This is a genomic window from Rhodocaloribacter litoris, from assembly GCF_011682235.2.
Taxonomy (GTDB): Bacteria; Bacteroidota; Rhodothermia; order Rhodothermales; family ISCAR-4553; genus Rhodocaloribacter; species Rhodocaloribacter litoris.
Window position 1 is genome coordinate 2,373,327 of the sequence record NZ_CP076718.1, and the last position, 20,927, is coordinate 2,394,253.

Sequence of the window (20,927 nt, forward strand, 5' to 3'; positions counted from 1 at the left end):
CTTTTAGCGGGCCAACGACCGTGCTTCAGGAATCCCCGGGGGCACGGTAGGCGAGCAGCCGCAGGGCGTTGAAGACGACCACGAGGGTGCTCCCCTCATGGAGCGCCACCGCCGGACCGATGCCGAGGCCAAAGAGCGTGGCCGGGATGAGGAAAACGACCATCCCCAGGCTCATCCACAGGTTCTGCCGGATAATGCGGCTCGTCTGGCGCGAGAGGCCGACGGCAAAGGGCAGGTGCTCCAGCCGGTCGGCCATGAGCGCCACGTCGGCCGTCTCCAGCGCCACGTCCGATCCGGCAGCTCCCATCGCGATGCCGACGGTGGCATTCGCCATGGCGGGGGCATCGTTGACGCCGTCGCCCACCATCGCCACCTTCTCTTCGCGGCTGAGTCGCTGGATGATGTCCACCTTGTCGTCGGGCATGAGGTCGCCGTAGGCCTCGTCCAGGCCGACTTGCCGGGCGATGGCGTCGACCACCCGCTGGTTGTCGCCCGAGATCATCACCATGCGGCGCATGCCCAGTTCGCGGAGCCGGACCACGGTTTCGGCGGCGGCCTCGCGCGGGGTATCCATCAGGCCCAGCACCCCCAGGTACCGCTCGCCGCGGCGGACAATCATCGTGGTGCGGCCTTCCGTCTCCAGCCGCTCGACGGTTTCACGGATCGTCTCGGGCAGCGGCAGACCTTCGACCTCGCGGAAGAGATCATCCTTGCCGATGTAGACAACCTCACCATCCAGCCGGGCCCGGACGCCGCGCCCGGTGATGCTCTCCAGGTCGTGCGCCTCCTCCATGGCCTCTCCGTTCAGACGTTCTCTTCCAAGTCGAACGACGGCCCGCGCGAGGGGGTGATCGGAGAGCTTCTCGACGGCGACGGCCGTTCGGAGGAGCGCTGCTTCTTCGACGTCCTCGGCAGGCACCACGTCCGTCACACGCGGATTGCCCTCGGTGAGCGTGCCGGTCTTGTCGAAGGCGATGGCCGAGAGCGTGCCCAGGTTTTCGAGCGGGCCGCCGCCCTTGACGAGCACGCCACCGCGCCCGGCGCGGGCCACGCCACTGAGCACCGCGCTGGGTGTGGCGATGGCAAGCGCGCACGGGCTGGCGGCCACCAGCACCGCCATCGCCCGGTAGAAGCTGGCCGCGAACGGCTCGTCGAGGACGACCCAGGCAAAGAGCAGCAACACCACGAAGCCCAGCACGGCCGGCACGAACACCCGTTCGAACCGGTCGGTGAAGCGCTGGGTAGGCGACTTCTGCGTCTCGGCCTCGGTCACCAGCTGCACCACCCGGGCCAGCGTCGACTCGGTCGAGCGACGCGCCACGACGACCTCCAGGGCGCCGCTGCCGTTGATCGTGCCGGCAAAGACGCGATGCTCGGGGTCGAGTTGCTGCCAGCGCTCCAGGGCTTGCTCGGGATCCTCGACCGGCTTTTTATCCACGGGCACGCTCTCGCCCGTGACGGGAGCCTGATTGACGGCGCTCGTGCCCTTCAGGACGAAGCCGTCCGCCGGGATGCGCTCGTCGGGGCGCACGATGACCACGTCCCCGACCTCCAGTTCTTCGACGGGAATCTCGCGTTCTTCCCCCCCGCGGTGCACGATGGCGGTGTCGGGCGCGAGGTCGGCCAGCGCCTCGATGGCCCTGCGAGCGCGGCCCATGGCGTAGTGCTCCAGGGCGTGGCCCATCGAGAAGAGGAAAAGCAAGAGCGCCCCCTCGAACCACTCGCCCAGCACGGCGGCTCCGGCGGCGGCGACGAGCATCAGGAAGTCGATCTCGAAGCGGCCCACCCGGATGTTGTCGATGGCCTCACGGAGCGTGAAGAAGCCGCCGAAGAAGTACCCGCCCAGGTAAAGTGCGAAGGGAATCCATGCCATGACGCCCGTGAAGGTCTCCAGCCCCCAGCCGAGCCCGACGCAGACGCCGGAGATGATGGCGAAGATGAGCTCGGTTTTTTCGCCGAAAACGCCCCCGTGGTCATGCTCTGGCTCCGCCTCGGGGCGATGCTCCGGCCGGGGGGCAGCAGGTTCTTCCGGTGCGGCAGACACGCCTTCCTCCTTTTCGAGGGGGCGTACCGGATGCGGCTCACGCTCCACCACCCGGACGCCCATCTCGCGGAGCACCTCGCGGAGGGCCTCTTTATCGATCCGCATCCTGTCGAACTCCACCCGCAGCAGGCCGGCTGCGGTGGCCTCGGCCTCCAGCACGCCGGGACGGTGCCGGAGCCGCTCGGCGACGGTGCGCGCCCGGCGCTGATGGAGGATTCCTCTGACCTCCCAGAGCACATGCCCGTACTGATCGGTGATGCGCGCACCCTGCCGGAGCGCCAGTTGTCGGATGCGCGGCAGGGGCAGCCCATCCGGGTCGTAGTGGATGCAGAGTTTCGCCGGCTCACCGTCGGTAGCGGTGAGGACATGGACGTGCTCCACACCCTCCTGTGCTTCCAGACTGGCGGTAAGCCGTCGCACACAGGCGTCGCGGGCGTCCGGCACGTCGGGCAGGAGGATGGGCAGGTCGAGTTGCAGCTTGTCAGGCATGGTTCTTTCCGTTTGCGAGGGCAAGGATCTGCCGGGCGCCGCGCGCGACGATGAGGAAGATGAGCGCGCCGGCAAGGAGGTCCGGAAGGCGTGAGGACGTCGCCCAGACGAGCAGGCCCGCCACGATGACGAGCCCGTTCACCTTGATGTCGTTGGAGGTGAAGATCCAGCTGGCCTCTACATGGGCCTCGCCCCGGCGGGCGCGGGTCAGAACGAGGAGCGTCGCCACATTGCCGACGAGCGCGAGGGCGGCGACGACAATCATCGTGGTTACGTCCGGGACGCCTTCCCCCATCACAAACCGGCGGGCGACCTCGACGAGGCCGAAGACGGCGAGGCCGAACTGGAGATACCCGCTGTAGCGCGCGAGCCGCTTCTTGCGCAGCATCGGGCCGCCGACGGCCGCGAGGCTCAGGGCATAGACGAGTGCGTCGGCCAGCATGTCGAGCGAATCGGCCACGAGGCCCATCGAGCCCGCGAGAAAGCCGGCCGTGATCTCGCCCACGAAGAAGGCGGCGTTGATGGCAAGGGCGACCGCCAGCGGGCGTTTCTCGTCGTCGGAGGTGGCCTCCAACGGATCGTCTACCGCCTCGGTCGTGCCAACTTGAATGGCACCCAGCCCGAGCCTTTCCAGCGCCGCGGTGATGCCGGCTGCCTCACGGCGGTGGTACACGGTGAGGCGCCGCGCCGGGAGGTCGAAGACCAGGCGCTCGACGCCGTCCATGCCTTCGAGGCGCATCCGGACCATCTGCTCCTCGGCGGCACAGTCCATCTTTTCGATGTGGTAGGTCGTCCGGAGCATTGGGTCAGAAGTTGTCGTGGGGCTCCCTCTCTGCTAAGACAGCGTTCATACGGCCACCTCCCCGCGCTCGCCCGTCGAGATGCGCACGGCGTCTTCCACGGGCCAGACGAAGATCTTTCCGTCGCCGCGCAGGCCCGTGTGCGCTTCCCGGCGGATGGTCTCGACGATCGGCTCGACGAGCGCGTCGCGGCAGACGATCTCGAGCCGTACGTGCGGGATAAAGTCCGCGAGTCCTTCCTTGATCGTATGCGGCGCGCCACCGGCACGCCCGCGCCCGAAGCCCCGAACGTCGGATACACTCACCCCGGAGAGCCCTTCCACATGGTGCAATGCGAGCGTCACGGATTCCAGTTTGTGCGGTTTGATGTAGGCTACGATGGCTTTCATGAGGAACACCTGGTTGCGGGAGAGGAAAGTGAAAGGCGCACCCGCCCGGGCGGATGCGCGGGTTTCGGGGATCAGGCCTCGGAGGCGCCCGGTCCGTCCGGCGCATCCGGAGAGGGATGGACGGGCAGGGCGCGTTCCGGCGCGACGGAGAACCATTTGTAGAAGGCCGGGAGCACCAGCAGCGTGAGGACCGTCGAGGTGACGAGACCGCCGACCACCACGGTGGCCAGGGGCCGTTGCACCTCCGAGCCGGTGCCCGTGGAAAAGAGCAGCGGGATGAGCCCGAGCGCCGTGGTGAGGGCCGTCATGAGCACCGGGCGCAGGCGCAGGAGCGCCCCCTCCACCGACGCGCGGTCCATCTCTACGCCGTCCTCGATGAGCTGGTTGAGGTACGTCACGAGCACCATCCCGTTTTCGAGCGCGATGCCGAAGAGGGCGATGAAGCCCACCGACGCCGGCACCGACAGGTTCTGCCCGGTGATGAAGAGCGCCACGATGCCGCCTACGAGAGCCAGCGGGATGTTGAGCACGATCAGCGCCGCGTTCCGGAGCGAGTTGAAGCTCGCATAGAGCAGCAGAAAAAGCAGCAGCAGCGTGATCGGCACGACCACGGCGAGGCGCTTGTTCGCCTCCTGCTGAAGCCGGAACTGCCCGCCCCACGTCGTGAAATAGCCCGTCGGCAGGTCCACGCGTTGCCGGATCACCTCCTGCGCTTCCTCGACGAAGGAGCCGATGTCGCGTCCCTCCACGTTGAGCTGGATGGTGATGAAGCGCTGGTTGTTCTCGCGCGTGATCTGGCGCGGGCCGATGATCTCGTCGATCTCGGCGAGGTCGCTCAGGGGCACGATCGCACCGCCGGGTGTGGGGATGAGCAGCCCCGCGATGGCCTCCGGCGTTGCGCGATACTCGGGCTTGAAGCGCACGTAGATGTCGAAGCGCCGGATGCCCTCGAAGATCTGCCCTGCCGTCTCGCCTCCGATGGCGGCGCGGATGGTCCGTTGCACGTCGGCCACGCTCGCGCCGTAACGGGCGATGGCCTGGCGGTCCACCCGGATGCGGAGCTGCGGCGTGCCGCTGATCTGGTCGGCCTGCACGTCGGCGGCACCCGGCACCTGCTGCACGGCGGCGGCGATCTCGTCCGCCTTCTCCTTGAGCACGTCGAGGTCGTCGCCGAAGAGCTTGATCGCCAGTTCGGCACGGACGCCTTCGAGCAGTTCGTCCACCGTCATCTGGATGGGCTGCGTGAAGTTCGTCAGCACGCCGGGGATCTCGCCGACGTCCCGGCGGATGCCTTCGAGCAGGGCTTCCTGATCCTCGAACCGCCAGGTGTCCTCGGGTTCGAGGATCAGGTACATCTCGGCGCTGTTGACCGGGTCCGTATGCGCCCCGACCTCGCCCCGCCCGATGCGGCTGACGACGTGGCGGATCTCCGGGATCTGCATCAGGCGGCGTTCCACGCGAAGCGTCGTCTCCGTGCTCTCCCGGAGCGAGATCGAGGGGGCCATGGTCAGCCGGAGCACGAGCGTCCCCTCCTGAAGCGTGGGCGTAAACTCGGAGCCCAGGAACGGGAAGATGGCCATGCCGATCAGGAGCAGTGTCACCGCCAGTGCGACGGCCCATTTCCGCGAGCGAACGAAGAACGTCACCAGTGGGCGGTAGGCCGCCATGGCCCACGCCAGGGCGCGCTCGGCAATACCCGGCTTCTTCTTCGAACCGTCCGCCTGCCGGGGCACGCGCCGCATCAGGAGGTCCGAGAGTACCGGGGCCACGAACAGGGCGAAGAGGAGGGAGCCGAACATCGCCAGGGCCACGGTATAGGCCAGCGGGCGGAACGTCTTGCCCTCGACGCCCTGCAACGTGAACAGCGGCAGAAAGACGACCACGATGATCAGGATGGCGAAGGCGACGGGCCGCGCCACTTCCCTGCACGCCCGCGCCACCACATGGACGCGCGGCTCATCCGGATCCGCCTCCCGCAGCATCCGGTCCACGTTCTCCACCATCACGATGGCCCCGTCCACCATCATGCCGATGGCGATGGCCAGCCCGCCGAGCGACATCAGGTTGGCCGAGATGCCGAACTGCTTCATCCAGATCATGGCGAAGAGCACCGAGAACGGGATCGCCAGCGCCACCACCACACTCGGGCGGAAGCTGCCGAGAAAGACGAACAGCACCACCACCACCAGCACGATCCCCTGCAACAGCGCATCCGTGACCGTGGCCACGGCGGACTCGACGAGCGTCTTTTGCTCGTAATACGGCACGATCCGCACCCCTTCGGGCAGGATGTCGTTGATTTCTCGCACCTTCTCCTCCACCCGCCCGATGACCGTCGAGGCGTTGGTGCCGAAGAGCTTGATCACCATCCCGGCCACGATCTCGCCGAGGCCGTCCATGGTCTGTACGCCGCGCCGGATGGCCCCGCCGATGGTCACCTCGGCCAGATCCCGCACGAAGACGGGTGTGCCGTCCACCGTCTTGACGACGATGTTTTCGAGGTCCGAGCGCCCTGTCGCCAGGCCCACCGAGCGCACGATGAACTCCTCGCTGTTCTGCTCGATGAACTGCGCGCCGACGTTCAGGTTGTTCGCCTCGATGACTTCCAGCAGCTCCTGGATGGTCACATCGTACTGCAGGAGCGCCGCCGGATCGACCTGCACCTGAAACTGCTTCTCGTAGCCGCCGATGCCCAGCACCTCCGTCACCCCTGGCACGGTCTGGAGGTTGTACTTGACGATCCAGTCCTGTATCGTGCGGAGTTCTTCGAGGCTGTACTGCCCGGTGGTGTCGTCGAGGTAATAGAAGAGCACGAGCCCCATGCCGGTGGAGATCGGCCCCATCTCAGGCTCACCGAAGCCCTCGGGGATCTGATCCCGGGCCTCTTGCAGGCGCTCGCCCACGAGTTGGCGGGCGAAGTAGATGTCCGTCCCGTCTTTGAAATAAATGTTGACCACCGAGAGCCCGAAGTTGGACACCGACCGGATCCGCTCCAGGTTCGGCAGGCCGTTCATGGCCGTCTCGATGGGGTAGGTGACGTACTGCTCGATCTCCTCGGGTGCGAGCCCGCTGGTAACGGTAAAGACCTGCACGAGCGAAGGCGACACGTCCGGGAACGCATCGACGGGCAGCTGCCGGTAACTGAGCCAGCCCCCGGCCATCACCAGCACCGCCAGCACGAGCACGAGCAACGGGCTCCGCAGGGATTGTTCTATGAGTTTATTCATGATGCTGCGTACCTGGCTTAGTGGGCGTGACCTTCATCCAACTGATCTTTCTCGAGTTCGGCCTTGAGCGCAAAGCCGCCGCGCGCCACGTACCGATCACCCGGCTTCAGTCCCGAAGTGATTTCCACGTGGGCCTCGTTCCCGCGCCCGAGGGTGACCGGCCGCGCGACGAAGCCCTCCGGCGTCTCGACGAAGATGACCGTATCGCCGCCCATCGTGATGACGGCAGATTTCGGCACCAGCATCGGGACCTCCACGGCGTCGACGGTGATCGTCCCGTTGACGAACAGGCCGGGCCGCCACCGCCCGTCGGGGTTCGGCAACACGATGCGGGCGATGGCCGTCCGCGTCTCCTCCCCCACGATGGGGCGGACGTACGAGATGACGCCCTCCCCGCGCAGCTGCCCGCCGGTGGTGACGAGGGCCACCTGCTGCCCTTCCCGGACGAAGTCGAGGTCCTTCTGGAACACGTTCAGATCCACCCACACCGTGCGCAGGTCGGCGATGGCGAAGGCGTCGGCGTCGGCATTGAGCGCCTCGCCCTGGCTCACGTGCTTCTCGACGACCACGCCGGCGATCGGCGCCGTGAGTTCGTAGTGCACCAGCGCGTGTTCCGGCTGTTCGGCCAGGGCGTCGATGTATGCCTCCGAGAACCCGAGCGCGAGGAGCTTCTGCCGCACCGAACGCAACGCGATGCGCGCTTCGGTAAGGGCCTGACGGGCTTCGAGGTATTCCTGCTCGGAGGTGATCTTCTTCCCGAAGAGCGTCTCTTCTCGCCAGTAGTTCGACGCGGCGATGTCCAGCCGTTCGAGGTTCGCCAGATACATCGCCTTCAGATCGGCCAGTTCGCGGCTGTCGAGGACGGCCAGCACATCGCCGGCCCGCACCCGGTCGCCGACGGATCTGTCCACCGAATGCACCACGCCGGAGACGCGGGGCACGATGTGGGCGAAGTGGTCCTCATTGACCTTCACCTCGCCGGGGAACGTGAGCGTGAGGTGGAGCGCGCCGGGGCCCGCCGTCGCCACCTCGATGTCGAACTCCGCCAGCGTCTCGGGCGACATCCGCACGACCGGCGTCTCGTCGAGATCGCTTCCGGCTTCTTTGTGTGTGTCGGCGGGCGGCGGTTCGTCGTCGCCGCAGCCGGTCAGCGCGACGACGCTCAGGAACAGGAAGGCCAGGAGGGGCCGCACAAAAGCCCACTTCAATCTGAATCTATGGTACGTGTTCATGGGTATTCACTGGTTTGAGACGTCGGAGAGAGGCGTGCCGATGAGGCGCTCGACTTCGGCGCGGGCCGCGTGGTAGGCGGCCAGCGCGTCGACGTACTGGTTCGTGGTTTCGAAGAGGATGCGCTGGGCATCGAGCACCGTGAGGAGGTCGAACTTGCCTTCGCGGTAGCCTTCCTGCGTGGCGGCGAAGTTCTCCCGCGCTGCGGGCAACACCGCTTCCCGCAGCGTGCGGACCTCGCCGTATGCGGCGGCCAGCAACGCGTAGGCTTCGGCAAGCATGCGCCGCGCGCGCGTCGCTTCGGAGCGGCGCAGTTCTTCCCCCTGCCGGAGCCGGTACTCGGCCTCGCGGATGGCCCCCTGGTTGCGGTCGAAGATGGAGAGGGGAATCGAGACGCCGGTGGTCAGGGCCGTCTCGCCGAGGTCGCGGAGGCGCCGGACGCCCAGGAGAAGGCTCGGGTTGGGGATGCGACGCGCCTTTTCGAGTGCCACATTGGCGCGGCGAAGCGCCATCTCGGCGCTCCACCGGGCCACGTCGGGGTTGCGCTCGACGAAGGCTTCGAGGGTTGCCATCGGGGGCGGCGGTACGACGACCGAGAGGTCGCCGACGACGCGCTCGAAGGTGGGGTCGGTCCGGCCCCAGGTGGCGGAGAGGCGCACGCGGGCCGCCGCCAGCTCGCGCGCGGCGCGTTCGCGCTGTATGGCCGCCGTCGAGCGGACGACCTGCGCCCGGCGTTCTTCGAGCGCCGACACCTTGCCGGCCTCCACGCGCGCGGCCACACTCTCGTAGAATAGCTCTGCCTGCCGGGACAGGCTGTCGGCCAGCAACATCCGCTGTTGCGCCGCGAGCAGGTCCGTGAAGGCCTGCGCCGTCTCGGTGAGCACGTCGAGGCGGACGGTCTCGTAGTCCCAGCCGGCGAGGTCGCGTTCGAGGGCCGCCACGTCCCGACGCCTGCGCCGGTCTCCTCCGAGTTCGATGAGTTGGCTCAATCCCACCGTGAGCTCGGCGGCATCGGTGCCGCTCACGGGACCGCCCCCGGCGAAGTTCTCCAGGTCGGTCCCGATCTCCGGGTTGGGCGGCAGCCCGGCCTGCAGCGTGTGGGCCTCACGGGCGCGCACCTCCCATCCGAAGGCGCGGAGGTCGGGGTTGTGCAGAAGGGCCAGCGCGAGCACTTCACGCAACGTGAGGACGCCTTCCGGGGAAGGATCGCGCGCGACTAGGGAGTCGGCGCTTGCCGGGGATTGGGGGGGATGGTATGCGGAAACAGCATCGCCGAGCGGTCGGGGCGGCGGCCAGGCTGCGTCGTACGTCGTCGCGCAGCCGGAAAGCACCGCCAGCAACCCCAGCGCGGCCGGCGCCAGGTAGAGCAGTCTCATAACGTCACTCCGGGTCGTGATGGAAAAGCCGGGACGGCAAGCCCCACCGGCAGGCGGGTGCGGCCGTGGCGCACGGATACACCACGGCCCGGGCCGTCCCATCAGGAAGAAGCGGACGCGAAAGACACACGCGCCCGAAACGATCCGGAGTGGATCAGATCAACAGCACGACGGTGCTGAGAGAGAAGAGCGAAGAGGGGTCGTGAGAAGCGGGATGCGCCGGCCACATCGCCACCGACGGACGGGGCTGGGCGGGCAGCAGGGCGGTCACCGGCAGCGCCATCGCAGGAACGGCCGCTGCCTTGACCGGGAAGAACGCCTGCGCGTCGAAGAAACTCACGAAGAGTGGCACATCTACGCAGTCCTCGCAGATTTCCTCGGGCGTCGTGCCCGCCTGCAAGGCCGCGTGCTCCTTGTGGATCTCCGTCACTATCGACCAGAAGTCGGAGCCGCAATCGTTGAGGTGCGCGGTTTCGATTTCCACCCGTCCGTCCCCCTCGAAGCAGAGCACGATGCCCGCCAGCGCGTGCCGGCCCACCGGGAAGAGCAGAAACAGGCCGGTGAGCAGCCACACGACGGGGGCGCTTCGCTTCCTGATCTGTCGAAGGTTGAACGACATGGGCGCAAAGGGGAGGAGCGTATCGGAGTGATCGACACGCGCGACGTTTTCTAACCCCCGTCTATTGCTCTCCCCTCGTACTTGTTTCTCGGAGCCCCTTCTCTTTGCGAGATCTTTACGATAATGACTCCCAGGGGTCAGGAGTGGCCAGCGCAGTATGCTGGAAGCGAGGGGATCAAAGCGATACCGCCACGCGGTCCAGGATGGCCTCGGCGACGGCACGTTTGGGCATCCGCGGCAGGTCTTCGACGGTGCCGTCGCGGGCGAGGAGGGTGACGCGGTTCGTGCCGGGGCCAAAGCCCGCGCCGGGCTCCTTCGGGTCGTTCAGCACGATCCAGTCGAGGTTCTTCGCTTCGAGCTTGCGCCGGGCGTTGGCCGGGCCGTCGTCGGTCTCCAGGGCGAAGCCGACAAGCACCTGCCCGGGGCGTTTCTCGCGGCCGAGGGCGGCCAGGATGTCCGGCGTGGGACGCAGGCGCAGCACCATCTCCGCGCCCGTCTTCTTGATCTTCGAGGCCGAGATGGCCTCCGGCGCGAAGTCGGAGACGGCGGCGGCCCCGATGACGAGGTCGGCGTCCCGGTGGGCCTGCACGGCGGCGTGCATCTCCTCGGCCGTCACCACGTCGACGCGGGTGACGCCGGGCGGGGTGGGGAGCGCGGTGGGGCCGGCCACGAGCGTGACGCGGGCACCGCGCCGGGCGGCAGCCTCCGCCAGCGCGAAGCCCATCGTGCCGGTGGAGTGGTTGGTCAGGTACCGCACGGGGTCGAGGGCCTCGCGCGTGGGGCCGGCGGTGACGAGCACGTGGCGGCCCGCCAGCGATCCGGCCGCCTCCGTGGCGCCGGCGAGCATCGCCACCACCCGGTCGAAGATGGCCTCCGGCTCGGGCAGGCGCCCCTCGCCTACGAGGCCGCTGGCGAGCTCGCCGTGGGCCGCCTCCATCACCTCATAGCCGTAGGAGCGCAGCCGCTCCAGGTTGGCCCGCGTGGCCGGGTGGCGGTACATGTCGTGGTCCATCGCCGGGCAGATGAGCAGCGGGCAGCGGGCCGCCAGCGCCGTGGCCGTGAGCATCGTGTCGCAGAAGCCGTGGGCCAGCTTCGCCACCGTCTGCGCCGTGGCCGGGGCGACGACGAACAGGTCCGCCCACAGGCCCAGCCCCACGTGCTTCGTCCACGACCCGTCCGCGTTCTCGGGGAAGATCTCGATGAGCACCTCGCGTTCGGAGAGGGTGCCCAGCGTCAGCGGGGTGATGAAGCGCGTGGCGTCGGGCGTCATGAGCACCTGCACCTCGGCGCCGGCCTTCTTGAACAGCCGCACCAGCACCGCCGCCTTGTACGCAGCGATGCCGCCGGTGACGCCGAGCAGCAGCCGGCGGCCTTCGAGCGGGCGAGGGTCGGGGACGTCGGGCATGGGCGCGCAGGGGAATAGGGAAGGCATCAGCGCTCCAGAAACGAGCGGACGAGCCGCAACGTTTCTTCGGTGGCCCGGTCGAGCTCGTCGTTGACCACCACGGCGTCGAAGCGGTCGGCATATTCGAGTTCTTGGGCGGCGCGCTCCAGGCGGGTGCGAAGCGACGCCTCCGTCTCGGTGCCGCGCCGCCGGAGCCGCTCGGCCAGCACCGCCAGCGAGGGCGGGCGGATGAAGATCACGAGGGCGTCGTCGCCGAAGAGCCGCTTTACGTTCATGGCCCCCTTTACCTCGACGTCGAGCAGCACCGGGCCGGTGCGGGCGGCCTCGCGCACCTCCCGCACGAGCGTCCCGTAGAAGCGCCCGGGATAAACCTCCTCGTACTCGATGAACGCGCCCTCGTCGATCAACCGGCGAAATTCCTCTTCCGAGACGAAGTGATAGTGTACCCCGTCGACCTCCCCGGGCCGCGGCGGTCGTGTGGTGGCCGAGACGGAGAAGTGCATTCCGGGAAAGGCATCGAGCACCCGCCGGGCGATGGTGGTCTTGCCCGACCCGCTGGGTGCCGTCAGGACGACGATCTTGTTTGTCGTGCGCACGTCACTCCGTGTTCTCGATCTGCTCCCGGATCTTCTCCAGCTCTTCCTTCATCCGGACGACCAGGTGGGCGATGGTGGCATCGTTGGCTTTCGACCCGATGGTGTTCACCTCCCGGTTCATTTCCTGCGCCAGGAAGTTCAGCTTCCGCCCGACGGGCTCGTCGCCGGCCAGGGACTCGCGGAAGAGGGCCAGGTGGGACCGCAGGCGGACGCACTCCTCGGTGACGTCGAGCTTGTCGGCCAGCAGGGCGATCTCGAATTCGAGGCGTTCGGCGTCGAGGCGGTCGTCGCCGAGCAGCTCTTCGAGGCGGTCGTGGAGGCGCCGGCGGGCCTGCTCGACGCGCGCGGGCGCCTGTGCCTCGACCGCCTCCAGCAGCGTCTCGATCGCGTCGATGCGGCCGGCCAGCTCGGCCTGCAGGGCCTGGCCTTCCTGCCGGCGCATGGCCCGGAGCGCCTCGACGGCCGTCTCCAGGGCGGCGCGAACCACCGCCCAGGCCTGCTCGCTGCGCCCGGTCACGTCCTCCTCGGCCTCCACCGGGATGAAGATGTCGGAGAACTGGAGCAGGTGCTCGAGGCGAACCGGCCCGTCGAGGCCGGCGGCGTCGCGCGCGCTTTCCAGCAGGCGGGCATAGGCCCGGGCGGCTTCGGGATTCACCCGCAGGGGCAGCACGTCGTCCCCGGTCTGGGTCAGTTGAACGTTCACGTTGATGCGGCCCCGGGCGAAGGCCTGTTTGACCAGGCGCTGGATCTCCCCCTCGTATTCGCTCAGCACGCGCGGCAGGCGCACCGACACCTCACAGAACCGGCTGTTGACGGAGCGCATCTCCACGGTGGCCGCAAAGCCGTCGGCCTCGGCGCTGCCGCGCCCGAAGCCCGTCATGCTCGCAATCATAGCGTCCTCGGTTTCGGAATGGCCGGGAGCCGTCCGGGTATGAGAAAAGCCGGAATGCGGCGACACTCCGGCTTTCCGGGCGGAGAGGGTGGGATTCGAACCCACGGTACCGGGTCTACCGGTACACACGCTTTCCAGGCGTGCCCCTTCGACCGCTCGGGCACCTCTCCGGGGATGATTCCTTCAATATGCTTCGAAAGGAGAATTTGTTCTGGAAAGAAAAGGTGGAGACGCACCGGTGCCTCACACCTCCATGATCTCGGCCTCCTTGTGTTCCAGGAGCCGGTCCACCTTTTCGATGTACGCGTCGGTCAGTTTCTGCAGTTCTTCTTCGCCCTCGTAGCGCATGTCCTCCGGGAGGTTCTCCTCCTTCTGTACCGACTTGATCTCGTCCCGGGCGTGCCGGCGGATGTTGCGGATGGCGATGCGGGCGTCTTCCCCGCGCAGGCGGGCGGTACGGGCCAGGTCGCGCCGGCGCTCCTCCGAGGGAGGCGGGACGGGGATGCGGATGACGTTGCCGTCGTTCGAAGGGTTGAGGCCCAGGTTGGCCGCCATGATGGCCCGTTCGATCTCGTTCAGGGCGGAGCGGTCCCAGGGCTGCACCACGAGCAGGTCCGGCTGCGGAGCGCTGATGCTGGCCATCTGGTTGAGCGGCGTGTGCGTGCCGTAGTATTCGACCCGTACCGAGTCGAGCATGGCCGGGGTGGCGCGGCCGGCCCGGATGGTGCTCAGCTCGTGACGCAGGTGCTCCAGCGTCTTTTCCATGTGCTCACGAGCATCTTCGAGGATCAGTTGAATGCTCTCGTGTAACATCGTGGCCTCCGGACTACGGTTGATGTGCACGGGGACGTCAGATCCGGGCGACGTCGGCCGGCTTCGGGTCGTTCCAGTGCACCAGCGTCCCGACCCGCTGGCCCTGAACCACCTTGAGCAGGTTGCCCGGCGTTTTCATGTTGAAGACGATGATGGGTTTCCGGGATTCCTGGCACAGCGTGAAGGCCGTCATATCCATCACGCGCAGCCCCCGCCGGATAACCTCGCTGCCGTGGATCGTGGTGAACCGCTCGGCCGTGGGGTCTTTCTCCGGATCGGCCGAGAAGACCCCGTCGACACGGGTCCCTTTGAGGATCACCTCGGCGTCGATCTCCAGGGCCCGGAGGGCGGCCGCCGTGTCCGTGGTGAAATACGGGTTGCCGGTGCCGGCGCCGAAGATCACCACACGGCCCTTTTCGAGGTGCCGGATGGCACGCCGCCGGATGAACGGCTCGGCGATCTCCTCCATCTTGATGCTCGACTGCAGGCGCGTCCACACGCCGATCTGTTCGAGGGCGTCCTGCAGGGCCATGGCGTTGATCATCGTGGCCAGCATGCCCATGTAGTCCGCATGCGCCCGCGTCATTCCCTTCGTGGCATTGGTCACGCCGCGAAAGATGTTGCCCCCGCCGATGACCACGGCCACCTCGACGCCGTGCTCGACGACCTGCCTGATCTCCCGGGCGTAGAGCGTGAGCACCTCCTCGTCGATGCCGTAGGGCTCCCGGCCCAGGAGGGCCTCTCCGCTGAGCTTCAACAGCACGCGCCGGTACCGCAACGCGTCGCTTTTCGTCGAACCGTCGGCCATCCTGGCTCCTCTTTTCCGTTCGTACGCGGCAGGCAAGCTACAGCCTCCGCCACTTCTTTGCAATGCGCGCCCGGGCCGCCCAAAAAAAGGGCACGCCTCGCGGTGCGCGAAACGTGCCCGGATTTGGTGACGGCACGGAACCTACCCTCCGAGGGCGAAGCGCACGTACCGTTTCACGGTGGCACCCGCCTGCCGGAGCATCTCCTTGACCGTCATCGAGGCATCCTTGACGAAAGGCTGCTCGATGAGCACGTTGTCTTTGAAGAAGCGCTTCAGCTTGCCCTGGGCGATGTTCTCGAGGATGTGCTCGGGCTTGCCTTCGTTGCGGGCGGCCTCCCGGGCGATCTCGAGCTCTTTGGCCTTCACGTCCTCGGGCACCTCTTCGACCGAGAGGGCCACGGGGTTGAGTGCGGCCACCTGCATGGCCACGTCGCGACCAACGCTCTCGACGTCCCCGTCACCCTGCACCTCGACGAGCACGCCGAGGCGGGCCCCCGGGTGGATGTACGAGATCACCTGCCCGTCTTCGCTTTCGAGCAGAGCGAAACGCCGCACGTCGATCTTCTCGCCGATCTTGCCGGTCAGATCCGTCAGCGCGTCGGCCACGGTGCGACCGTTCTCGAAAGGCAGGGCCAGCAACGCCTCGCGGTCGGCCGGGCGCTCGCGCAGGGCCAGCTCCGCAACCTGCCGGGCGAACTGCTGGAACTCCTCGTTGCGGGCCACGAAGTCGGTCTCGCAGTTGACCTCGACCAGCACGGCGGTGCGCCGGTCGTCCGTGGCGGCGGTGACGACCAGGCCCTCGTTGGCCTCCCGGTCGGCGCGCTTGGCGGCCACCTTCTGCCCCTTCTTGCGCAGCAGCTCGATGGCCGCGTCGAAGTCGCCACCGGCTTCTTCGAGCGCCTTCTTGCAGTCCATCATCCCGACGCCGGTGATCTCACGAAGGCGCTTGACGTCTTGTGCCGAAATAGCCATGATGCTTCTATCTAAAACGGATTTCGCTGGAAAAACGGAAGGGCCGTCTCAATCGGCCTCCTCGGCTTCCTGTTTGCGCTTGGCCTTCTCTTCCTTGCCGGCCGCCTCCTGAAGTTCTTTCTCCTTGGAGCCCTCGTTCACCGCGTTGGCGATGATGGCCGTCACCAGGTCGATGGACTTCAGGGCATCGTCGTTGGCCGGGATCGGGTAGTCGACCAGATCCGGATCGCAGTTCGTATCCACCATGGCGATGATGGGGATGCCGAGCTTGCGGGCCTCGCTGACGGCGATGTGTTCGCGGTTGATGTCGACGACGTAGAGGGCGCCGGGCAGCCGGGCCATGTCCTTGATGCCGGTGAGCACCTTCTCCAGCTTCTCGCGCTCGCGGCGTTTCATGAGCCGCTCCTTCTTCTTGAGCTGGTCCAGCGTGCCGTCTTCCTCCATCTTGGCCAGCTCCTCCATGCGGCGGATGCTCTTGCGGATGGTCTGGAAGTTGGTCAGCGTCCCACCGAGCCAGCGCTCGACGACGTAGGGCGACTGGCACGCTTCGGCATGGCGGCGGATGATCTCGCGGGCCTGTTTCTTGGTGCCGACGAAGAGGATCTTCTTCCCGCGCCGGGCGAAGCGGGCCGCAGCGTCGGCGGCCCTGTCCAGCAGGGCCTGCGTCTGCGTCAGGTCGATGATGTGGATGCCGTTGCGTTCCATGAAGATGAAGGGCCTCATCTTCGGATTCCAACGGCTCGTAAGGTGGCCGAAATGGGTGCCGGCCTTGAGCAGATCTTCGATGGAGGCGCGGTGCGCGCTCTGCCGGGTTTCCTGTACGTCCTGCGTTTCCATGACTTTCTCCGGGTTGAAACCGCTACGACCCTCGCCTGCACCGCAAAACGAACCCGGCCGGGGCCGGGACCGCCACCCTGTGGTGCATCAGGTCGTATGAGGGATGACAAAGCCTCGCCGGGCCATCCGACCCGGCGGGGGGAATACTGCCGCTTACCGCTTCGAGAACTGGAAGCGTTTGCGCGCCTTGGGCTGGCCGTACTTCTTGCGCTCGACCATGCGCGGGTCCCGCGTGAGGAAGCCGGCGTCGCGCAGCGGCTTGCGCAGCTCCTCGTTGTGCTCGACCAGCGCCCGCGCAATGCCGAGCCGGATCGCCTCGGCCTGCCCGGTCAGCCCGCCGCCCCGCGCGTTGACCACTACGTCGAACTTCCCCTGCGTGCCGGTCACCTCGAAGGGCGAGAGCACCACCGTGCGCCGCCAGGCGAGCGGAAAGTAGGCCTCCAGCGGCCGCTTGTTGATGATGATCTTTCCGCTCCCTCCCGGGCGCAGGTACACGCGGGCCACGGAAGTCTTTCGGCGCCCGACCGCCGTGTGTTGAGCCAGTGTTGCCATGATGTAGCCTGATGAGATCAAGAAAAACGAGGCACGAAGGTTACAGCGTGAGCGGTTCCGGCTGCTGGGCCTCATGCGGGTGATCGGGGCCGGCGTAGACCTTCAGTTTCTTGAACATCCGGCGCCCGAGCGGGCCCTTCGGCAGCATGCCCCGCACGGCGTTCTCCACGATGAACGCCGGCCGGCGCTCACGCATCTGTTTCGGCGTGCGGACCTTCTCGCCGCCGGGATAGCCGGTGTGGTAGAAGTATTCCTTCTCCGTCTCCTTCTTCCCGGTGAAGCGCACCTTGTCCGCATTGATCACGATGACGAAGTCGCCGGTGTCGACGTGGGGCGTGAAGACCGGCTTGTGCTTGCCGCGCAGGATCGCCGCCACACGCGAGGCCAGCCGGCCCACCGTCTGGTTCTCCGCGTCGATCACGTACCAGCGACGCTCGATCTCGCCGGCTTTCGCGCTGTAGGTCTTAAAGCTGTTGGCATCCATGAGGATCTCCGGCTCACGGGAGCAGGACCGCCCGGGGCTCCACCCCCGCCGGCCCGGCTCCGCGGGCTCTCTTGACGTCAGACAAATAAGATCCGGGTCCGGACGACCGGATGAATGGTCATGGCCCCGGCAACGGGCGCAGCTATGGCGCTAGTCTCGCAAAATACGACCTTTGCGCCACGCTGTCAAATCCGGAACGCCACCTTCGCGATACCCTTCAGACGCCCCGGAAACGCCGTGCGGGCGCGTGACACGCGCAAACCTCCTTCAGGTTTTGGGGCCGGAAACGTCTTCCTGCAATTTTAACCGGAACGACGCGCCCGTTCCTTCCCGGACTCCCGTGGATGAAACGGGCACAATCCCTATCTTGTACTCCCCCACCCACCCCAAGGCATGCCGTACAGGAAAGCGCCCGGTCCGGCAAGGAACCGGGCGTGCGGTTCCCCCGGCATGCACCGGCCTATGTTTACCCAGGCATTGCATGCAATCCAGGCCGTCGCCGCCCAGCTCCCGTTCCACCTCGACGACACGGAACGGGTCAACGAGGTTTTCCGAACGTGGCGCACCCGGGAAACACCGGAGACCCGGCGCCTCGTCGACGTGTGGACCTACTGCTACACCTGGCGCTACTTCCTCATGAAGTTCATGCAGGAGCCGGCCTACGACACCGCCGACTTCGACGTGCTGGTGGAGAATGCCTACCGGAAGATCGAAAGGCACCGCGGCGAGCTCGACGCCGACAACCTGTATGCCCAGTGGGTGAGCGTCGTATGCAAGAACACCTTTCTCAACTACGTCCGGCGCCGCCGCCGGAAACTTCCCCTGGACAACCTGGACGACACCCGGAACGTCCCGCCCCCCTCACCCGACAGCCTCGACGCCGGCACCGTCTACCTGGCGGTACGGCATGCCATCGACCGCCTGCCGCCGGCCCTGCAGGAGGCGGCCCGGATGCGGTTGCTGGAAAACGCGACCTACGAGGAGATGGGAAACCGCCTGGGAAAACCGCTGCCGACGCTCCGCACCTACGTCAACAAGGCCATCAAACGATTGCGAAAAGACCCCGGGCTCCGGCACCTGTTAACCGGTCTATCTTGAATTTTCATAGAAGGAGGTTAGATGCACACAGGTCAGGGTGTTTGGATGGCAAGAGATCCTGGCGCCGGTATATGCAACCCCCGCCCGGCCACCGACTGATCGAATTCTTTTCTGCGAGGAGTTACGCATGACGAAGATCGAGGAAAAGCTGCTCCTGTACACGGAGCTCTCGCCGGCGGAGCGGCGCGAGGTGGATGCCTACGTGGCCGGGCACCCCGAATGGAAAGCTCCGTGGGAGGAGGCGCGCGCCTTCGCAGCGTTGTTGCACCGCGCCGGCACACTGCGGCAAGACCCGCCCTCGGACGAAGTGCTCGCCTACTACGTCGCCACACGGCGAATGGAACGGCATCCGGGCCCCGCTCCGCTCCAGGAAGTGTTCGAGTGGCTGGAGGCACGCCTTGCCGGAGACGCCGGGCTGCAACAGCGGTGCAACCAGCTGGAACAGCGGATGTACCAGATCGAAGCGGCCGGTGACTTCGCCCGCCGGTTCGAGGAACTGACCGGCCACACCCTGGGGCCGCCGGCGACGTCCCGGGCGCCGGACCGCCCCGCCCGCCCGGCCGCACGCCTGCATCGCCTTATCGCGCGGCCGCTGGGACGCATGGCGGCCGTCGTCTGCCTCCTCGTCCTGTGCTACGGCACCCTCTTCCTCGCAAGCGAACTCACAACGAGCGACCTGACCCAGGCCGCTCTCACCACCGACGAGGCCCTCGAGGCGTTCGGACCCCGCCTCCGGGCCACGTTCGACGCCTCGGACGACGCCCGGGCCGACAGCCTCTATCTCCTGGGCCTCGAGGCACTGCGGGACAGCCGCCGCTCATTCCTGGGCCTTTTCCCCCGCTTCGACCCCGACCGGCTCCGGCAGGCCGCCGGCTATTTCGAGGCTGCCGGCGAACTGGTGCCCCGCAACTCCTATCTGGACCTGGAGATACAGTTCTACCTCGGCAAGATCCACCTGGCCCGGCAGGACACCGCCGCCGCAATCGCCGCGTTCGAGCAGGTCGTGGAGGAGGGCGGCAGCCAGAGCGCCGAAGCCCGGGCCATTCTGGAGATGCTGCACGCGCGTCCCTGAGGCCCGGCCTAGCTGTCCAGAAACAGCGGGGCAGGGCACGACTTGAGCAGGGCTACCGTCGTGGAGCCGAAAGCGATCTCCCGGATCTTGGAAACCGAGTGGGCACCCGCCACCACCAGATCGGCGCCATACTCCTCGGCGTGCTTGACGATCAGGTCGGTCGGGTTGTCTCCCTTCATGCTCTGCGCCTGCACGGGAAAGCCGTGTGCCTTCAGGTAGGCCTGCGCCAGCCGCAGGATCAGCTCCGATTCGGAGGCGCTGTCCCTGTGTATGTTCAGCAGCTTCACCTCGAGGTCGTCGCCAAAGGGACGCAGGTGTATGAACCGGCGGAGGGCGCGTGCGGACGCCCTGCTGCCGTCGTAAGCCACCAGCACCCGCTTCACCGGGTGGTAGGCTCCTCCCACCACCAGCGTCGGCGCAATGGTGTTTTTGACGACACGCGCCAGGGTGTTGGTGTCCTGTTTCGAATGGCCGTAGAAGAAGTGCGGATCCTTGCCGACGACGAGGAGATCGTGGTAGTTCATGTCTTCCACGATGCGTTCGAACGGAACGCCTTCCTCCACCACTTCCGTGTGCGGCAACCCGGCCTTTTCGACCTCCTTCTGAAACGAGGCAATCAGCTGCTGCGCGACGGCGCGCGTCTCCTCGGTCAGCCGCTCGCGAAGCTTCTCGGCGTAATACATGCTGCCGATGCCCCCGCCGCGCGCGCTGGCCTCGATGCTACCCAGGTCTACGACGGCCAGGCCGGTCACCTCGGCACCATACCGCCGGGCAATGTCCTCGGCATACCGGATGGCCACCAGGGTGTCCGAGTCGGGATCCAGCGCCACAAGAATTCTTTTGATCATGGCAGACCCATGCTGCATTGTGGGGATTCGGTCCACAAACTTAAGCGAAGGAGACGGCGCGCACAATCGGTCCGGTGAGAAAACCGTACAAAGGCGCCCTGCATATTCCTTTCCGGTAATACAACGGCAACCCGGACACAGGCACCGGTATACCGGCGTGTATCAATCCTCTCCCTGCCTGTCCCCCGCGTTTCCCACACCCTTTTCTATAACAGTTTTTTTAAAGAATCGGATGTTTTAGTAGTAGTAGGATCTGTGGAAATGTGGACAACGGAAAAATCCACATCGGGGTGGGTGATGGGTGGATAAAAAGGAGGGTTGATCCCCAGCCTGTCCACACGGAGGGTGCGTTTTGAAGTCGCGGGCGTACGTGTTT

General features: G+C 66.7%; 19 protein-coding genes and 1 tRNA gene. 2 read left to right on the forward strand and 18 right to left on the reverse strand.

The features are described 5' to 3' along the window. Positions 1-25: 25 nt before the first annotated feature. The 17 genes from GQ464_RS09940 to rplM all read right to left on the reverse strand — a co-directional run bounded on the left by GQ464_RS09940 (position 26) and on the right by rplM (position 17,533). Complete coding sequence (locus tag GQ464_RS09940; protein WP_112325803.1) at positions 26-2,533, reverse strand: heavy metal translocating P-type ATPase; 2,508 nt, start codon at positions 2,531-2,533, stop codon at positions 26-28. After that, positions 2,526-3,335, reverse strand: a complete 810-nt coding sequence (locus tag GQ464_RS09945) for a cation efflux transmembrane domain-containing protein (RefSeq protein ID WP_166979360.1) — start codon at positions 3,333-3,335, stop codon at positions 2,526-2,528. The genes GQ464_RS09940 and GQ464_RS09945 overlap by 8 nt, the downstream gene beginning before the upstream one ends. Positions 3,336-3,380: 45 nt before the next feature. Beyond that, a complete protein-coding gene (locus GQ464_RS09950; RefSeq protein ID WP_166979358.1) occupies positions 3,381-3,722 on the reverse strand; it encodes a P-II family nitrogen regulator in 342 nt (113 codons plus the stop codon). Positions 3,723-3,793: 71 nt separating this feature from the next. Further along, positions 3,794-6,949, reverse strand: a complete 3,156-nt coding sequence (locus tag GQ464_RS09955; protein WP_166979356.1) for an efflux RND transporter permease subunit — start codon at positions 6,947-6,949, stop codon at positions 3,794-3,796. A gap of 17 nt (positions 6,950-6,966) precedes the next feature. Continuing rightward, positions 6,967-8,157 carry an efflux RND transporter periplasmic adaptor subunit gene (locus GQ464_RS09960; RefSeq protein WP_166979354.1) on the reverse strand — a complete coding sequence of 397 codons (1,191 nt, stop codon included), beginning with the start codon at positions 8,155-8,157 and terminating at the stop codon, positions 6,967-6,969. 30 nt (positions 8,158-8,187) lie between these two features. Beyond that, positions 8,188-9,555: a TolC family protein gene (locus GQ464_RS09965; RefSeq protein WP_166979352.1), complete on the reverse strand. Its 1,368-nt coding sequence runs from the start codon at positions 9,553-9,555 to the stop codon at positions 8,188-8,190. 154 nt (positions 9,556-9,709) lie between these two features. Further along, on the reverse strand, positions 9,710-10,174 hold the full coding sequence (locus GQ464_RS09970) for a hypothetical protein (RefSeq protein ID WP_228350175.1): 465 nt from the start codon (positions 10,172-10,174) through the stop codon (positions 9,710-9,712). Positions 10,175-10,349: 175 nt separating this feature from the next. Then, entirely contained in the window at positions 10,350-11,579 is a 1,230-nt protein-coding gene (coaBC, locus tag GQ464_RS09975) for a bifunctional phosphopantothenoylcysteine decarboxylase/phosphopantothenate--cysteine ligase CoaBC (RefSeq protein ID WP_166979347.1), read from the reverse strand. 26 nt (positions 11,580-11,605) lie between these two features. Further along, positions 11,606-12,175, reverse strand: a complete 570-nt coding sequence (gmk, locus tag GQ464_RS09980; protein WP_166979345.1) for a guanylate kinase — start codon at positions 12,173-12,175, stop codon at positions 11,606-11,608. A 1-nt stretch (position 12,176) separates the two neighbouring features. Next, complete coding sequence (locus GQ464_RS09985; protein WP_166979343.1) at positions 12,177-13,067, reverse strand: YicC/YloC family endoribonuclease; 891 nt, start codon at positions 13,065-13,067, stop codon at positions 12,177-12,179. 80 nt (positions 13,068-13,147) lie between these two features. Beyond that, positions 13,148-13,237, reverse strand: a tRNA-Ser gene (locus GQ464_RS09990). Positions 13,238-13,310: 73 nt separating this feature from the next. Beyond that, positions 13,311-13,880 carry a ribosome recycling factor gene (gene frr / locus GQ464_RS09995; protein ID WP_166979341.1) on the reverse strand — a complete coding sequence of 190 codons (570 nt, stop codon included), beginning with the start codon at positions 13,878-13,880 and terminating at the stop codon, positions 13,311-13,313. A 37-nt stretch (positions 13,881-13,917) separates the two neighbouring features. Then, a complete protein-coding gene (gene pyrH, locus GQ464_RS10000; RefSeq protein ID WP_166979339.1) occupies positions 13,918-14,688 on the reverse strand; it encodes a UMP kinase in 771 nt (256 codons plus the stop codon). A 141-nt stretch (positions 14,689-14,829) separates the two neighbouring features. Beyond that, positions 14,830-15,660 carry a translation elongation factor Ts gene (gene tsf, locus GQ464_RS10005; protein ID WP_166979337.1) on the reverse strand — a complete coding sequence of 277 codons (831 nt, stop codon included), beginning with the start codon at positions 15,658-15,660 and terminating at the stop codon, positions 14,830-14,832. Positions 15,661-15,708: 48 nt separating this feature from the next. Then, on the reverse strand, positions 15,709-16,497 hold the full coding sequence (rpsB, locus tag GQ464_RS10010; protein WP_166979335.1) for a 30S ribosomal protein S2: 789 nt from the start codon (positions 16,495-16,497) through the stop codon (positions 15,709-15,711). A 153-nt stretch (positions 16,498-16,650) separates the two neighbouring features. Then, on the reverse strand, positions 16,651-17,049 hold the full coding sequence (gene rpsI, locus GQ464_RS10015) for a 30S ribosomal protein S9 (RefSeq protein ID WP_166979333.1): 399 nt from the start codon (positions 17,047-17,049) through the stop codon (positions 16,651-16,653). 40 nt (positions 17,050-17,089) lie between these two features. Then, entirely contained in the window at positions 17,090-17,533 is a 444-nt protein-coding gene (gene rplM, locus GQ464_RS10020; protein ID WP_166979331.1) for a 50S ribosomal protein L13, read from the reverse strand. Positions 17,534-17,995: 462 nt separating this feature from the next. Here rplM and GQ464_RS10025 point away from each other — a divergent pair, with 462 nt between their 5' ends. Continuing rightward, complete coding sequence (locus GQ464_RS10025; RefSeq protein WP_166979329.1) at positions 17,996-18,631, forward strand: RNA polymerase sigma factor; 636 nt, start codon at positions 17,996-17,998, stop codon at positions 18,629-18,631. A 127-nt stretch (positions 18,632-18,758) separates the two neighbouring features. Beyond that, positions 18,759-19,703, forward strand: a complete 945-nt coding sequence (locus tag GQ464_RS10030; protein ID WP_166979327.1) for a hypothetical protein — start codon at positions 18,759-18,761, stop codon at positions 19,701-19,703. Positions 19,704-19,711: 8 nt separating this feature from the next. On the opposite strand, the gene GQ464_RS10035 is transcribed toward GQ464_RS10030, so the two are convergent. After that, the gene (locus tag GQ464_RS10035) at positions 19,712-20,551 is read right to left on the reverse strand and encodes a universal stress protein (protein ID WP_166979325.1); all 840 of its coding nucleotides are present in this window, start codon (positions 20,549-20,551) and stop codon (positions 19,712-19,714) included. Between the last annotated feature and the right edge of the window lie 376 nt (positions 20,552-20,927).

Bases quoted from the DNA above. Each gene is read 5' to 3' on its own strand.
- GQ464_RS09940 (WP_112325803.1), bottom strand. From the start codon at position 2,533: ATGCCTGACAAGCTGCAACTCGACCTGCCCATCCTCCTGCCCGACGTG.
- GQ464_RS09945 (WP_166979360.1), bottom strand. From the start codon at position 3,335: ATGCTCCGGACGACCTACCACATCGAAAAGATGGACTGTGCCGCCGAG.
- GQ464_RS09950 (WP_166979358.1), bottom strand. From the start codon at position 3,722: ATGAAAGCCATCGTAGCCTACATCAAACCGCACAAACTGGAATCCGTG.
- GQ464_RS09955 (WP_166979356.1), bottom strand. From the start codon at position 6,949: ATGAATAAACTCATAGAACAATCCCTGCGGAGCCCGTTGCTCGTGCTC.
- GQ464_RS09965 (WP_166979352.1), bottom strand. From the start codon at position 9,555: ATGAGACTGCTCTACCTGGCGCCGGCCGCGCTGGGGTTGCTGGCGGTG.
- GQ464_RS09970 (WP_228350175.1), bottom strand. From the start codon at position 10,174: ATGTCGTTCAACCTTCGACAGATCAGGAAGCGAAGCGCCCCCGTCGTG.
- coaBC (WP_166979347.1), bottom strand. From the start codon at position 11,579: ATGCCCGACGTCCCCGACCCTCGCCCGCTCGAAGGCCGCCGGCTGCTG.
- GQ464_RS09985 (WP_166979343.1), bottom strand. From the start codon at position 13,067: ATGATTGCGAGCATGACGGGCTTCGGGCGCGGCAGCGCCGAGGCCGAC.
- frr (WP_166979341.1), bottom strand. From the start codon at position 13,880: ATGTTACACGAGAGCATTCAACTGATCCTCGAAGATGCTCGTGAGCAC.
- pyrH (WP_166979339.1), bottom strand. From the start codon at position 14,688: ATGGCCGACGGTTCGACGAAAAGCGACGCGTTGCGGTACCGGCGCGTG.
- tsf (WP_166979337.1), bottom strand. From the start codon at position 15,660: ATGGCTATTTCGGCACAAGACGTCAAGCGCCTTCGTGAGATCACCGGC.
- rpsB (WP_166979335.1), bottom strand. From the start codon at position 16,497: ATGGAAACGCAGGACGTACAGGAAACCCGGCAGAGCGCGCACCGCGCC.
- rpsI (WP_166979333.1), bottom strand. From the start codon at position 17,049: ATGGCAACACTGGCTCAACACACGGCGGTCGGGCGCCGAAAGACTTCC.
- rplM (WP_166979331.1), bottom strand. From the start codon at position 17,533: ATGGATGCCAACAGCTTTAAGACCTACAGCGCGAAAGCCGGCGAGATC.
- GQ464_RS10025 (WP_166979329.1), top strand. From the start codon at position 17,996: ATGTTTACCCAGGCATTGCATGCAATCCAGGCCGTCGCCGCCCAGCTC.
- GQ464_RS10030 (WP_166979327.1), top strand. From the start codon at position 18,759: ATGACGAAGATCGAGGAAAAGCTGCTCCTGTACACGGAGCTCTCGCCG.
- GQ464_RS10035 (WP_166979325.1), bottom strand. From the start codon at position 20,551: ATGATCAAAAGAATTCTTGTGGCGCTGGATCCCGACTCGGACACCCTG.